This window comes from Caballeronia sp. LZ065 (genome assembly GCF_031450975.1).
In the GTDB taxonomy this organism is placed as follows: domain Bacteria; phylum Pseudomonadota; class Gammaproteobacteria; order Burkholderiales; family Burkholderiaceae; genus Caballeronia.
Window position 1 is genome coordinate 161,956 of record NZ_JARUXV010000005.1, and the last position, 14,654, is coordinate 176,609.

Sequence of the window (14,654 nt, forward strand, 5' to 3'; positions counted from 1 at the left end):
ATGCGCCATTCATGTTTGATTCGGCGTGGCACTCACGAAGCCATTCCTGCCCGGATTGATGCCCAAGCCATGCAACGAAGTTATGCTGTCTTGAAGTCGTCAGCGCACAGATCGGGCCGCTGCCGCAGGCCCGTATCGAGAAACGTCGCGCGGTCTTTATGAGAGTCCGCCTTCCTGCGCGTGCGTGTACTCAAGCGACCAGATGCGATGTTCAACCAATTCTTGCCATTACTTATGTTCGTCCACGCACTTATGTAAGCATGTTCTACAATGATCTCAAGAATCATCAAGGCGAGGTCGGGCAGATATTTTCTAATCTGTCGTCCTCAGAAGAGAGAAATTGGACTCGAACGAGATTGACGACACTGCGTATTTCAGGACGCTGCGCGCCGAACAGGCAGGCGGACCGCCACCGATGGAGTTGAACGGCGGGGCTACCGCGACATGGACAATTGAGACAAACGCGCGTTATATCAGCCCGCACTTCTGGCGCGCGGTCGGCGTTATCCGCCTTACGTCCGGCGAAGTGTTTTACGACTACGACTTGCCCGAGCAATTCACGACCGAAAGACATGCCTTGGAGGGCGGACGGCAATATGCGCTCGACTGGATAGCGCAACAGCCCGTGTAGTGAGTCGAGTTCGCCGCGCTGCGCGAGCCAACAAGGAAAAATACTTGCTCCGTGGGAAGTTCGAGAGTTGAGATTGGACGTCCGCGCGACTTCGCAACAGCATCGCCGCTATGGTCTTTTCAATCTCTTCGCTTCGAGGCTTCCAGAACGGGGCGAACTGCTCGTGAAGCAGAACGATGCGAGTTTCCTGAAAGTGGCCACTTTCCTTGGGAGCTTGATGGGTTTATCGAGAGACGTTCTGCCGGCGCTTTCCTCTGAGAGCTGGATCGTCTACCAGGTGCGGTCCGATGTTCTATACCTTCATCTCATCTGCGGCACGCGGCGTGACTTACAAGCGCTTCCCTATCGCATCGTTCCTCGTCTGATGTAGCCAATCAAATCGCGCGATGACGGCAAGCGCCGACCTCTGCGCTCCAATGCGTCCGTCAAGGTCCGCCAGTTGGCGCGGCTGCACTAGTCCCACGTCGCCCGGTAACGTGCCGATCTTTGCTTTTTTCGCTTCTACGCCCCAAGCGCGCACCGTCGCCCGAACGCAGCGTTGACACCCGCCATGCGCTATCCGCAATCCAAAAGCCGAGCGGACACGGCGCCTCCGAATAGGTCACATTGACGGCCGGAGGTCGAATTTTCATAGAAAATCCAAATCCGGCTATCCCCGGACATCCTTCTGTTTAATCCTCGCATGATGGGATCAGCGCAGAGTCGTGCACCTGTCACATTTCTTTTTCTTCATACCGGATGGATGCGCCCTTCTCGAATGACCGGCGGCGGGCTATTGTCTGATCCGTGCGGTACATAGGCTCGCGTACTTCAAATCTCGGCGATCAACACCGCAACGGCTTCAGCCCGTTCACAACCTTCACCGGCATCAGGCGCCAAACAGTCTCCGCCCAGACTCTTATGTTCGGATGCAAACATACTGCAACCCATTGGGTTCTCCACAATTCGATTGGGGCTCGACAGATTAAGCGCCTACAACAACGGGGACTCGAGCAACGCTTGATCGGCGAACGATACCGAATCAGATCGCATCCGTTCAGCGAGGTCGTGCAATCACAATCGCAGCCATCGCCAAAATCATAAAAAGCAAGGGAGCTGCAATATGGGAAGTGCGCAACAATCACTCGTCATCGGTGGTCAGGGCTTTTTGGGCGCCGCGATCGTACGCCATCTGATTGCGCGGGGAGATGCAGTCACGATCGCCGACCGATACGCGGATACCGCGAAGTGCGACGCATTGTTTGGTGAGGGTGCGGCCAAGGTCGTCCGGGCTGACATCATGGATGCGCAGGCTATGCGCGACCTGACGCAAGGCCGTGACACCGTCTACCACTTGGCGGGCAAGCTAGGGACAACCGAGCTGGATGACGACGTGCTGGCCGGAATCCAGATCAATATCACGGGCGCCGTGAATGTCTTTGCGGCCTGTGTGCAGAACGCCGTGCCCAATCTTTTCTATCCGTCCAAGCCGAACGTCTGGCTCAATACCTACACGATCACCAAGCACGCTTCGGAGCAGTTCGCGAAGCTCTACGCGTCAATGGGCAGCACGAACATCTCGACGCTGCGCTACTTCAACGCCTATGGCCCCGGCCAGGCGACTGGTCCGGTGCGCAAGATCATTCCGTCCTTTGCCGAACGGGCGAGCAAGGGCATGCCGATCGAGATCTTCGGCAGCGGCGAGCAGATCGTCGACATGATCCATTCCGACGACATCGGACGCCTGACCGTGGATTTCGTCGAGGCGGGCGGCAGCGCGGACCCCGTCGACCTGGGACGGGGCATCGGTCTTTCCGTCAATGAGATCGCGGCTGCGGTGAACGACTATTTCGGCAATGGCGCCGGCGTCGTTCACCTGCCCATGCGCCGTGGCGAAACACCGGAGACCCGGTTGATCGCCGACATCCAGCCGCTCCGAACCGTGCTGGGCGACCTGCGATTCCTGGACTGGACCGAGTCGCTTCATGACACGCTGGAATGGTATGCCCGGGCCTTTGCACAACCACAGGCAGCCTGATGAGGGTTCTGGCTGTTGTCGCTCATCCCGATGACGAGGTGATCGGCTGCGGCGGAACCTTAGCCCGGCTGTCCGAGAGCGGCCATGAAGTTCGGGTGCTGCTGCCCGTGCGGCGCAACGATCCGCGCGGCGTGGCGCACTGGGCGGAACTGGAGCGTGCCTTCAGGCGCAGTTGCACCCACCTCGGGGCGGAAGCTCTAGTGGGCGACCCGCTCATCGACGAAAAGTCACTCGAGGCGGGCGTTCATCATCTGCACGACCTCATCTTGCCGGAAGTCGAATGGGCGGACACGATCTTCACGCATTGGCCAGGCGACTGCAATCAGGTCCACGGCAGCGTCGGCCGTGCCGTCGAGATTGCAACTCGCCCTTTTCGGCGGCGCAAGAATGTCTATCTGTTCGAGGTGTCCACGTCGACCGAACAGGGCTTCTTCCCCACCTTCGTGCCGAACATGTGGTCGCCACTGGAGGCGCGACACGTGGCCCAAAAGTGCGAAGCCATGAGCTTCTATGCCACTGAATGGGCCGGTGGCCGAACACCGGACGCGCTGGCGCGGCGCATGCAAACCCGAGGCGACGATATCGGCGTGCACGCCGCGGAAGCGTTCAATATCGCCCGGTTCTTCCTCTAGCTCCTCAGGGCCCGACGATCCGGACGATCGTCAGCACGGCGATCCGGACATCCAGCAACAGGTTGAATGTGCGGATGTACTCCAGATCGTCATCGATCATGTCGAACACACTGACGTTCTTCCGCCGCGCGCGCACTTGCCACAGGCCGGTCAATCCGGGCCGGACAACCGAGCGCGCCTGCCGGATATCGGGCAGGTCGGCCAGCATCGAGATCACTAGCGCGCGCGGGCCGATCAGACTCATATCGCCGCGCAGCACGTTGATGAGCTGAGGAAGTTCGTCAATGCTCAGCCGGCGCAGCAGCCCGCCCAGGCGGTCAATGCGCGGATCCGGATCGTAGGTGAGCGTCTCGCCATTCGGCCCCCGTGTCGCCAGCCCATGAGCTTTCAGAACCGCGTCGCCGTCGCGGTGCATCGTCCGCAGCTTGTAGCAGACGAACTGCCGCTCTTCCCTTCCCCAGCGATTCGCCAGATGCAGGACCGGGCGGCCTGAACTGAGCAGGATCGCGCCCATGGCGAGCAGGAGAACGGGACCGAGCGCGAGCAGAAGCAGCACCGCGCCGGCGATATCGAGCAAGCGCTTGACGCGATACGACCCGCGGCGCTCGGGCGCGGCCGGCTTAATTGACCTGCTCCGGCGCGCAATACGTAGTCTCGGGCGCACCGGACATGATGCGGTGTACGACTTCCAGTCCCTGCATGTAGGCATGGTCCATATTCGACACTTCGTAGCGCCAGCCGCCGAAGCGTCCCCGGCTGAAGATGCCGAGTGGTTCCAGTTGCTCGTGAATGTCCGCCAGCGCAGCATCGCGACCTTGAAAAGGCAAAGGGTAGCCGTGAGCGAGCGCTTTTTCGAAGGTGGATACGACGGCCTGATCGTCCATCAGCCCGATGGCACGGAGCCCTTGCAGAACATCACGGCGCAGGTTGTCGTCGATCATCGCAGGCTGGTCGGGTGCACGGCTGATTTCGCAAAGGATCGAATAATACGGGCCGCCGGACGGCACGTTGCCGGGCGAGAAATTCGAGGGAATCGTCACGCGCCAGAAAGGATGTGCGGCATCCGGACACTGAAAACTATGCACGCCACGATAGCGTTCCGGAATGGTCCCGCGCATGCCGAAGCCGAGCAGAATCGCGGAGGATCGGCGCAATCGCTTGCCCAGACGCTGGATATCTGGCCGGTCGATGCAGCACTCGGCCAGAGTGTCGAGCGGAATGGAGGAGATGAGCGCAGTGTACGGATGATGCGTTTCGTCCGAGAGGTGAATCTGGCGCTTGCCGGTCTCGATGGCCACGATACTGCGGCCAAGATGAATGCGTTGCGCGCCGATCCGCTCGGATGCCCGTTGCCAGATCGTCCCCATGCCGCCCTCGCGGGGATATGGCACTCGGTCGTTCCGGCTCCAGGCCGGGTCGTCCGTGCGAAGGATTGCATGTTTAAGCATGCGGCGAAGGCGCACCTGCGGCACATTGTGCAAGGGTGAGCCGCTGCGCTGTCGGACCCACTCGCTGCTCATCTCACGTGGATCGAGCGTCCACATCTTTCGGTTAAGCGGCTCCATGATCCGGCGCGTCAGTTCGCGCCCGAAGGAACGATGAAGATGATGATGGAAGTTATCGGCAGTCTCGGGCACTGCTCGGCGGCCGATGCCCATCGCTTTGCCCAGACGGTGCAGCAGCAGATCGGAGAAGATCGGCCATGCGTGTGTCGGCGGAAAGCGGTGCACGTGACGCTGAATGGGCGTCGGAATGAGCTTGCCGAATATATGGACGCCGCGAATCGGTTCGGACTCGTGCCACTCGATGTCCAGAGAACGGAGCGTCGCACTGAACGCAGCGTACTTCTCGTGAACGAACAGCACGTGTCCGCCATAGTCGAACAGGAAACCCTCCGGCGTGACGGCGGAGGCTGCGTTGCCGCCAGCGTGGTCCCGCTCGTCGATCAGGATGAATGGCATCGAAGGATACACCTGACGGAGCGTCAATGCAGCGCCGATTCCACAGGGTCCCGCGCCAGCTATGATGATTGACGGACTTGCCATGCCGCTCCAGTAAGCATTGGGTGCTTTGGGTGGCCCTCTCGATAATCTGCCCAAACTCCAGCTGCCAAGATTGCAGTTTTTTATTATCTTTCGCAACCGCATGGTTGCTGCTTTCTGGTGCGGCTTGTTGGATTGGCCACGCTCGACTTTAAATGCGATATGACGTCCAGAGGATGGCTCCTCGTTTCCCGCGGCCTATTCAGCCTCCGTAGTGTGCGCAATTCGCGCTGCCGCACGTCCAGTCAGGACGCTCACGCAGATGCTGCGGCGCGCCTATTACGTGCTGGCTCTGCATGATTACGCTCGGCTCGTACAAACTATACGACCTGTTCTCCAATAAAATTGGGGGCGCTTTGACTGGAATGGTCGCTCTTGTCGTCATGACCGGCGTGTTGTTGGCGGGTTTTGGAATGATCGAGGAGGGAATCATGTCATTGTGGTCCGGAGGGGGAGGCAGACGTTCCACAGCCTAGCTTTCCATGTGCGATAGGCGCCGTTCGAATGACCGCCTGACTACGATGACGAACGGCGGGAATTGGCCGAACCCGATGGTCGTCGCTGACTGCTCGAAACAAGAGGCCGACGAAGCTGCCCTCGCTGCTCGACATGCGGCGAAACAGCATGATTCGCACGATCGCCCACTTTCGAGGTTTGATGAGACGAAAACAGTGAATGCGCTTACTCGCACCGCTGTCCAACCGCAACAGCTGGCCTCAATAAATATCGCGCCGATAGCGTCCGGCAACACGCAACGCGTCGAGTTCGGCCCGCCCGAGAATCTCGGCGAGCGCCGTCTCCACGGAACGGCACATGCGGGCCGCGCTGCCGCACACGTAAATCGCCGCATCGGCCAGCACCCATTCGCGCAGCAGCGCGGCATGGATGCGCATAGCTTCGTGCACGTGACGCTGCTGGGCGCCATCGCGCGACCACACCAGATCCAGCCGTTGCAGCATGCCCAGATCCTGCCAGCGAGCGAGTTCGTCTGCATGGAACGCATCGTGTGACTGGTTGCGTTCGCCAAAGATCAGCCAGTTCGCGCCGCAGCCGCGCTCAATACGCGACTTGAGATGCGCCCGCAAGCCAGCCAACCCGGTGCCCGCGCCGATCAGAACGAGCGGGCGCTCATCGTCCGGCGCATGGAACGCGCGATTACTGCGCACGCGCACCTCGACGGATGCGCCCGGTGTCGCGTGCCGGGTCAGCCAGCCTGACGCGATGCCGAGCGAAACACCGTCGTAGGCGTCCGCGTCCGCATGCCACGCTTGCCGCACCAGCAGTTCGATCCGCCCGTCCGCCGGTAGTGAGGAAATCGAGTAATCGCGCGTCGCAAGGGGTTTCAGCGTGTCGACCAGTTCCTGTGGCGCGAAACCGCGCAATGCATCGACATCGGCGGGCAAAACGCGCGATGCCAGCGCGGCTTGCAGCGTCGTGAGCGCGCCATCGCAGCGGATCGGCGCGTGCGCGTCGAGTTGCAAGCGGCGCAGCCACGCCGACACCGCGCCGGCCGCGTGCTGCGGACGAATCTGCGCGATGTCTCCGGCCTGCCAGTCGAGCGCGCCGGCATTCATTGGCGTAAGACAGACGTGATAAGCAGGACCACCTACGCTGCCCGGGTTGAGCAACGTTCGCGCGTCAAGGGTCCAAGGCGAGAAGCTCGAGCGGTGCGAGGCCAAGTCGGGCTGCGCAAGGTTTCCCGCCAATGACGAGACCTGCGTGCTCCATCTGTGCAACGCGCCGGCATCGTTGTCGTCCACTTCGTTCGACTCGAACAACGGCTTCGCGCCCTGCCCGCGCAGCCAGTCCTCAACGCGATGTCCGAACGCGCAAAACCCGGCATAGCGGCGGTCGCCGAGCGCGAGCATGGCGTAGTGAGGCATTGGCGGCGGCGGCGTTGCAGCGTCGGACGCGATTGCGTGGCCAGGAAAGCGCGCGGCGTGATCGGGCGCGTCGCCCTCCCCGGTCGTGCTGACAATAAACAGCGCGCGTTCATAGCCGCTCAGCCGGGCTGCGTCGATCGCCTCCAGTGATTCGAGGTCCACGGCGAGGCCCGCATGACGCAGCGTCGCAGCGGACTGAGCGGCCAGTTCTTCCGCGCGGCCCGTTTGGCTCGCGTAGGCGACCAGCACGGACGCTGGCGTCTGTGATCCGTCGTCGGTCGCACGCGTCCGCCGATGCGTTGCGCGAACCGCCATGCACATTGCCGCGTAGGAGAGGATCACGCCGCCTGCCATCGCCGTGCGCGTCGGGCCGCAACACGCACCGACCGCGCCGCCGAGCGACACAGCGCCCCACGCCAGCGACGCCCGCATCATTCGAGCATCGCAGCGTAAGCGGGACTGACGCTTTCCGTGAAACCCTCGGGCGTCCGCGCCACGCATCGCGCCGCCAACCCCTCGCGCGCGGCGAACGCCATGCCCGCTTCGCGCCCGAGCACCATGAGCGCAGTCGAGTAAGCATCGGCGAGCATGCATTGCGCATGCAGCACGGTGACCGACGCCAGTGCGTGACTCGCCGGATAACCGGTGCGCGGATCGACGATATGCATCTGCCGGCGCGCATCGGCGTCGAGGAAATAGCGGCGGTAGTCGCCCGAGGTCGCTACCGCAAGCCCATGCAGCGCGATCAGGTCGTGTGCTGTCGTGCCTTCGCGTGCGCCGTCGCCAGGCGGCGTTTCGATTTCCACCCACCAGGGCATGCCGTCCGGCTTCAAGCCTTCGCCGCGCAACTCGCCGCCGATCTCCACCAACCGGTGCGCAATACCGATCTCTTCAAGCGCATCGCTTACGGCATCGACGGCATGGCCTTTCGCGATCGATGCGAGATCCAGCGATGCGCCGCCTGGTTGCCGCACTGCATGCGCCGCGTGGTCCAGTTCAATGCGGCTCCATCCGCAGCGGCGCCGGACAGCTTCGACGTCGTCGGGGCCGGGCGCGCGTAGGCGTCGTCCCGACGGCCCAAAGCCCCAAAGGTCAACCAGCGGCCCGGCGCTCGGATCGAATGCGCCGCCGCTCAGGCGCGCGGCATTCAGCGCGGCCTCGACCACCTTGAAGCAGGCTGGCGGCAGGCTCACCCAACTGTCGAACAACGCGCGGTTGAAGCCGGAAGTGGCCGAATCCGCGCGCCAGTTGCTCATCTGCGCAATCACCGAGTCCAGCACGGCGCGAATCGTCGCATCGATGACGTCGATCCGCTCCTGCGCCTCGCCGGCATCGACTACGCACGACACGCTCCAGGTCGTGCCCATCGTGTCGCCGCCGAAGCGTGCGATGCGCCCGTCCTCCGCCGGCGCGTCAGCACCGTTCATCGTCATCCAGGGCACGATGACCCGCCGTGCGTTCTCTGCTGCGTGTCGCCTCATCGCAGCCTCACTGCGGCATCACTTCAAGCGTCGCCGCATAGGTCGCGCGGCGCGACGTGGCGAGTTTCACGCTTGTCTGCGCGTCCTGCGTGCTCGCCTCCAGCCAGTACATGCCCGGTACGGGCCACGTGACGGTGAAGCGTCCGTCCGCGTCCGTCGCGGTTTCGATGCCGCCCAACTGATCGCGATAGCGAATCCCGCCCGGAACGACCGACACCTTCACGTTCGCCGCCGGCCGGCCGTCGAGCAGAAGGCGGAAACGAGCAGGCGTCTGCGCCAGCAGGTCATCGGGGTGCGTGTCCGGCGCCAGTTCAAGGCCATGCCCCGTGTTCTGCAGCGCGACGGTGGTCGGTTTGCCGCGCGTGACGAACGATTCGACGCGCGTCTCGCTTTCCGTCACCTTGAGTTCGTCCGCATTCGCGGGCACGTCCTTCGCGAACGATTCCGTCGTGCCGCGCCAGCGCTTCGTTTCGCCGTTCACCTTGTAGCTGGCGAACAGCGCATGCCCCGCGACCGCGATCCGGTACGTGCCTTCCTGCGTCAAGTGCACGTCGAATACGCTGCGATAGCGCAACGTGCTTGCGTTCTCCACCTTTACGGCGTTGCCATCGGGACCGGTGACGACGAGACCATCCAGGCGCAACGGAAAATGTTCGAAGTAAAAAAGGTCGTTCGAAACGGCAGCATCGACCGTGATCCACGGATCGTTGCCGGACAAGACTGTCGCGGACGGCAGCAGCCACATGCGATGCGCCTGTACGGCGAGCGGCGCGAGCAGCGTTGACGCCAGCGCCGCCGTGAGCGTGAGTTTCTTCAAAGCAAAGTTCATGAGTTGACCTTGTCTACAGAGATACAATTAAGGTTTGACCACCAGCGTGACAGGGCCGAGTTCATGCTCGCCCCGTGCCTGCGCGCTCGCCGATGCCGCTGCCGGCGGCCACGTGAACGGCACGCGCACGACTTCATGTCCGCCGGTCTCGCGTGCCGCTTCCACGACCAGTTGATAGTCCCCCGGCGCCAGCTTGCCGAGCGGCGCGCGGCCGTCGCTGAAACTGATGACCTGTTCGCCGGGCGCGCGTGTTGCGCCGGAGATGCCGTCAGCGGGCATGTTCAGGTCGCGGCCCGCCTTGCGCCACCACTGACGCATGTCCTTGAGCCACTTCGCGCCTTCGCCGCCCTTCTTCTTGCCGTCGTACCAGACCGCGAGCGTCGTGACAGGTGTCTGGTCGGCTTTCTCGATCCACATCGATACATACGGCCGGTGATACTCGGCCACGCCGAGTGAAGGAATAGTGACCGTGACATTCATTTCAACCGCATGAGCGGCGCCGGCGAGCGGCGTGGTGGCCGCGCCCACGAGGGAGACGGCGAGCAATCGACGCATGTCGAACCTTTTTCAGACTGAAGGGTTAGTGGATGAAAACGATGACAAGCAGCAGCGGCACGACCACGCCCAGCCCGACCAGCGGCCAGGTTGCGCCGCGATTGCGCGCATGCAACTTGAGGAGGAACAGTCCGGTGACGCTGAAAACGAGGCAGGCGAACGCGAAGACGTCGATGAACAGATTCCACGCGCCGCCCGTGTTACGGCCTTTGTGAAGGTCGTTCAGGTACGACAGCCAGCCGCGCGTGGTCAGTTCGTATTGCACGTCGCCGGTCGCACGGTCCACGCTCAGCCAGGCATCGCCGCCGGGCCGAGGCAATGCGATGTAGATTTCGCCACCGGACCATTCGGCTTCATGGCTGGCGATATCGACGTTGAACCGACGCTCGATGAAGTCCGCGAACTCGGCCGGCACGGTACGCGGCTTTTGCCCGGTGTCGTGGCTCACGGCATGCAGCAGAGCCGTCGGCAATCGCGCCGAACTGCGCGTCACGCGCGGATGCCCTTCGATACTGCTCGCGTGATTCAGCGTGAAGCCCGTGATCGCGAATCCCATCATGCCAATCAAGCAGACCGCGGAACTGATCCAGTGCCAGCGATGAAGGTGACGCAGCCAGAACGCCCGGCGTTGCGAAGCATCGGCGCGTGCAGCGGTTTGCAGAGGTTGGGCGTTCATGATGGGCTGTCGAAGCGGCGTTCTGCCGGGTGTCATTTTGCTTTCGCGAGAGATGATAATCGTTCTCATTTGTAAGAACCAGAACAAATGATTACGAAATTTTTCGGAAGCAGCGGCGCTCAGCACCAACTGCGAACCTGTCAGGAATTCTTGGAACTTTTCTTTTAAGGAGCTATTGACTGTAAATGGGAACGACTTACATTTGTCACGCTTTCTTACAGCATGTTTCTGCAAGTTTCGTGGGCGCGGTGAAAGCCTTTCATCGTCATCCGACTGGTGTCCGTTGACCGGCCACCGGAACCCGAATCACACCCGGACCCGTCTCGCGTCATCCGCACGCGTCCGGTCGCGCAGTCAGTTCTTCTGACGCCGATTCGCCGTTCAAATCCGATCGCCAGCCATCGCGCGAGGGAACGCATCGACTGATCGCGCCCGGCCGCTTCAGCCAGCCACGCCATGCCGGGGCTTATCCGGTCCATTGTCCTGCTCCCGCGGGATGACTAATCTTTCGAGCTGAAGATGGCCTACATTCGTAGTCGCAAACTCGCGCCCTGCCGCGCGGTTCCCACTGGTACGACCCTGAGCGGCGCCGCGGCACGCGCGACGATCGCAAGCGGAATCGCGCTCGGTTGCGCCCTGCCCGTCGCGGCTCAGACCGCGGACACGCAACCGCAGACGACCCTCGCCCAGTCCCAGGCAACAGCGACCCAAAACGCGACCCTGCCCGCCGTGCGCGTGACGGCGCAATCGAACAGCGACTACAAGAGCGAGACGTTGGCGTCGCCCAAGTTCACGCAGCCGATCGAAGACACGACGCAGACCATCACGATCATCAACAAGGACGTGATGCGCGATCAACAGGCGACCACGCTCACGGAAGCGCTGCGCAACGTGCCGGGCGTGGGCACCTTCTACGCGGGCGAGAACGGCAGCACCAGCACGGGCGACTCGATCTACATGCGCGGCGTGGACACGTCCAACAGCATCTACATCGACGGCATCCGCGATACCAGCACGGTCTATCGCGACATGTTCAACTACGATCAGGTCGAGGTCATCAAGGGGCCGTCCGGTTCCGACTACGGCCGCAGCGCACCGAGCGGCTCGATCAACCTGGTCACGAAACAGCCGAACCTCGACAACACCTTCGACGCCAGCCTGTCAGGCGGCACGTCGAATTACGCGCGCGGCACGCTCGACTGGAACCAGAAGCTCAACGACACCTCCGCGTTCCGCCTGAACCTGATGGGACACAAGGCGGACGTAGCGGGCCGCGACGAAGTGGAGAACCAGCGCTGGGGCATCGCACCGTCGCTGGCTTTCGGCCTGAACACGCCGACTACCGTCTATATCGATTACCTGCACGTCAAGCAGGACAACATTCCCGACGGCGGGGTGTCGACCATTGGCTTGCCGGGTTATACCGCCCCGAGCGCGGCGCTCGGCGTGCTCAACACCGCGCCGAAGGTGAACACGCACAACTTCTACGGCACGGCATCCGATCACGACGATTCGACCACCGATATGGCGACGGTGCGCATCGAGCACAAGCTGAACAACGCGACGACCATCCGCAACATCACGCGCTGGGCCGAGACGAAGCAGGATTACATGCTGACCTCGTTCATGGCGGCGGCGACGAACCTGAGCCTGCCGAATCCGGCCAATCCCGCCACCTGGACCATGACGCGCACGCCGAATCTGCGCGACAGCAACAACCGCATCCTGACGAACCAGACGAACGTCACCAGCACGTTCAATACGGGTCCGGTCAAGCACGATGTCAGCGCGGGCTTCGAACTCACGCGTGAAGAACAGACTATCTACGGGCACACCACGCCGACCGAGCCGGCAGTCAGCATCTACTATCCGAACAGCAATGTGTTCGCGACCAACTACGGCCGCAACGGCGCGAATGCTACCGGCACGACCAACACCGTCGCGGCCTACGCGTTCGATACGATCTCGATCGGCAGCCGCATCGAGCTGAACGGCGGGCTGCGCTGGGATCACTACAACACCGACTACAGCAGCGCGACTGCCTGCGGCGGCACGGGACGCACGGTGGTGGCCTGTCCGGGGGGCGCAGCTGCGGGCACGCCGGTCACGACCATCGATACCTCGACGAACGGCAACCTGATCGACTGGAAAGCGGGCGCCTTGTACCGGATCACGAACAACGGCAACGTCTACTTCAACTATGGCGTGTCGCAACAGCCGCCGGGCGGTTCGAACTTCGCGCTCGCCGCGGGAGGAACGGGCAACAGCGCGAACCGGATCGATTTCGCGCCGCAGAAAGCCAAGACCTACGAACTGGGTACGAAGTGGGAACTGTTCGGGCGCCGCTTGCTGGCGACCGCCGCGCTGTTCCGCACGGACATCACCAACGAAGTGCAACTGCTCGATGACGGCACGTATGGACAGATTGGCAAGAAGCGCGTGCAGGGTGTTGAATTGAGCGCGCAAGGCCAGATCACGCCGGCATGGTCGGTGATTGCCGGCTATACGTATCAGGATGCGAAGGTCGCGGCCGGTAGCGCCATCTCGCAGGACGGCTCCACGCTGCTGACCTACACGCCGCGCAATGCGCTTTCGCTGTGGACGACCTACAAACTGCCGTACGGCTTCACGCTCGGCGGCGGCGCGCGCTACGTGAGCGGTTTGCAGCGCGGCACGGACGGAGCCGTGGGCACGCCCGATCACACCGATGCGTACTGGGTCTTCGACGCGCTGGCCACCTACAACGTCACCAAGCATCTGAACCTGCAACTGAACGTGTACAACATCTTCAACCGCAGCTATGTGGCGTCCATCAACAAGAGCGGCTATCGTTACTTCCCGGGCGCGCCGCGCACGGCGGTGGTCACGGCCAGTCTGAGCTTCTGAGGCAGCACCCTCTCGCCGCGCATGTAGGCGCGCGGCGGGAGATGAAACATCGAACGGAGCAACGCATCATGATGCTGCATATCCCCGAGGTCCTGAACGCAGGCGAAGTGCAGCATCTGCGCGCACGGCTCGATGTCGCGCAATGGGTCGACGGCCGCGCGACCGTCGGCTCGCAAGGGGCACAGGTCAAGCAGAACCGGCAATTGCCCGAAGACGCGGCCGACATGCCGCAACTGCGGCGCATCGTCGAAGACGCGTTGAAGCGCAATGGCTTGTTCTTTTCGGCGGCGCTGCCGTTGCGCGTGTCGCCGCCATTGTTCAACCGCTATGAAGGCGCCGGGCGTGAACACTATGGCTTTCACGTCGATGGCGCCGTGCGCGCGACGCCAGCCGACCCCGGATGGATGCGCACGGATCTCTCGGCGACACTCTTTCTATCGGAACCCGACGAGTACGAAGGCGGCGACCTGACCGTACGCGATACTTATGGCGAGCATGAAGTCCGTCTGCCGGCGGGAGATCTCGTGCTGTATCCCTCATCGAGCCTGCATGGCGTATCGCCGGTTACGCGAGGTGCGCGCGTGTGCTCGTTTCTGTGGATTCAAAGCATGGTCCGCAACGACCAGAAGCGCACGATGCTGTTCGAACTGGATCAGACCATCCAGACGCTACGTAGCCGGCATGGCGAGAGTGAGGAAACGTTGTCGCTGTCCAATCATTACCACAATCTCTTGCGCGAGTGGTCGGAGATTTGATCTTGCTCGCCCGTCGCGGCATCAAACACGCACAACGCGCGTGTTGAGCAGACAAGCGCGTGCCCGCGTTTATCGCGACAGCAACACCGAGCGCCTCCCGCTGGCTTTCAGTAAATCAACGGAAGATCAAAATGGACCCGTCGCAAGGTGCTCGGTTACGGTGACCTAAATCGAGTTGAACTGCCGTGTTGTTGTGTTGTCTTCGCGTAGATAAACGCCGTCTGCAGACTTTCGCCAGAAGCAAGGGCTATCTCTGCATACGAAAGC

The 14,654-nt window shown here is 62.3% G+C and carries 12 protein-coding genes; 5 read left to right on the plus strand and 7 right to left on the minus strand.

The window, feature by feature from the left end:
- Positions 1 to 340 precede the first annotated feature (340 nt).
- The 3 genes from QCE63_RS34545 (at position 341) to QCE63_RS34555 (ending at position 3,280) form a co-directional block, all read left to right on the plus strand.
- Positions 341 to 631, plus strand: coding sequence for a hypothetical protein (locus QCE63_RS34545; RefSeq protein ID WP_309839644.1), 291 nt, complete (start codon positions 341 to 343; stop codon positions 629 to 631).
- A gap of 1,102 nt (positions 632 to 1,733) precedes the next feature.
- A complete protein-coding gene (locus tag QCE63_RS34550) occupies positions 1,734 to 2,648 on the plus strand; it encodes an NAD(P)-dependent oxidoreductase (protein WP_309839646.1) in 915 nt (304 codons plus the stop codon).
- Complete coding sequence (locus tag QCE63_RS34555) at positions 2,648 to 3,280, plus strand: PIG-L family deacetylase (protein ID WP_309839648.1); 633 nt, start codon at positions 2,648 to 2,650, stop codon at positions 3,278 to 3,280. Before QCE63_RS34550 ends, QCE63_RS34555 begins: the two co-directional genes overlap by 1 nt.
- A gap of 4 nt (positions 3,281 to 3,284) precedes the next feature.
- Here the strand turns inward: QCE63_RS34555 and QCE63_RS34560 are convergent, their stop codons facing one another.
- The 7 genes from QCE63_RS34560 to QCE63_RS34590 all read right to left on the minus strand — a co-directional run bounded on the left by QCE63_RS34560 (position 3,285) and on the right by QCE63_RS34590 (position 10,746).
- Complete coding sequence (locus tag QCE63_RS34560; protein WP_309839649.1) at positions 3,285 to 3,857, minus strand: sugar transferase; 573 nt, start codon at positions 3,855 to 3,857, stop codon at positions 3,285 to 3,287.
- Positions 3,858 to 3,900: 43 nt separating this feature from the next.
- Positions 3,901 to 5,427, minus strand: a complete 1,527-nt coding sequence (locus tag QCE63_RS34565; protein WP_309839651.1) for an FAD-dependent oxidoreductase — start codon at positions 5,425 to 5,427, stop codon at positions 3,901 to 3,903.
- Positions 5,428 to 6,038: 611 nt separating this feature from the next.
- Positions 6,039 to 7,640 (minus strand): sulfite reductase flavoprotein subunit alpha, encoded by a 1,602-nt coding sequence (locus QCE63_RS34570; protein ID WP_309839652.1) that lies wholly within the window; start codon positions 7,638 to 7,640, stop codon positions 6,039 to 6,041.
- The gene (locus QCE63_RS34575; RefSeq protein ID WP_309839654.1) at positions 7,637 to 8,632 is read right to left on the minus strand and encodes an FAD:protein FMN transferase; all 996 of its coding nucleotides are present in this window, start codon (positions 8,630 to 8,632) and stop codon (positions 7,637 to 7,639) included. Before QCE63_RS34575 ends, QCE63_RS34570 begins: the two co-directional genes overlap by 4 nt.
- Positions 8,633 to 8,693: 61 nt before the next feature.
- Positions 8,694 to 9,515, minus strand: a complete 822-nt coding sequence (locus QCE63_RS34580) for a DUF4198 domain-containing protein (RefSeq protein WP_309839656.1) — start codon at positions 9,513 to 9,515, stop codon at positions 8,694 to 8,696.
- A 27-nt stretch (positions 9,516 to 9,542) separates the two neighbouring features.
- A complete protein-coding gene (locus QCE63_RS34585; protein WP_309839657.1) occupies positions 9,543 to 10,070 on the minus strand; it encodes a DUF2271 domain-containing protein in 528 nt (175 codons plus the stop codon).
- 25 nt (positions 10,071 to 10,095) lie between these two features.
- Positions 10,096 to 10,746 (minus strand): PepSY-associated TM helix domain-containing protein, encoded by a 651-nt coding sequence (locus tag QCE63_RS34590; protein WP_309839758.1) that lies wholly within the window; start codon positions 10,744 to 10,746, stop codon positions 10,096 to 10,098.
- Between the two features lie 519 nt (positions 10,747 to 11,265).
- On the opposite strand from QCE63_RS34590, the gene QCE63_RS34595 reads away from it, so the two are divergent.
- Both QCE63_RS34595 and QCE63_RS34600 read left to right on the plus strand, forming a co-directional pair.
- Positions 11,266 to 13,632: a catecholate siderophore receptor Fiu gene (locus QCE63_RS34595; protein WP_309839659.1), complete on the plus strand. Its 2,367-nt coding sequence runs from the start codon at positions 11,266 to 11,268 to the stop codon at positions 13,630 to 13,632.
- A gap of 68 nt (positions 13,633 to 13,700) precedes the next feature.
- Positions 13,701 to 14,387: a Fe2+-dependent dioxygenase gene (locus QCE63_RS34600; RefSeq protein ID WP_309816631.1), complete on the plus strand. Its 687-nt coding sequence runs from the start codon at positions 13,701 to 13,703 to the stop codon at positions 14,385 to 14,387.
- The last annotated feature ends 267 nt before the right edge of the window (positions 14,388 to 14,654 follow it).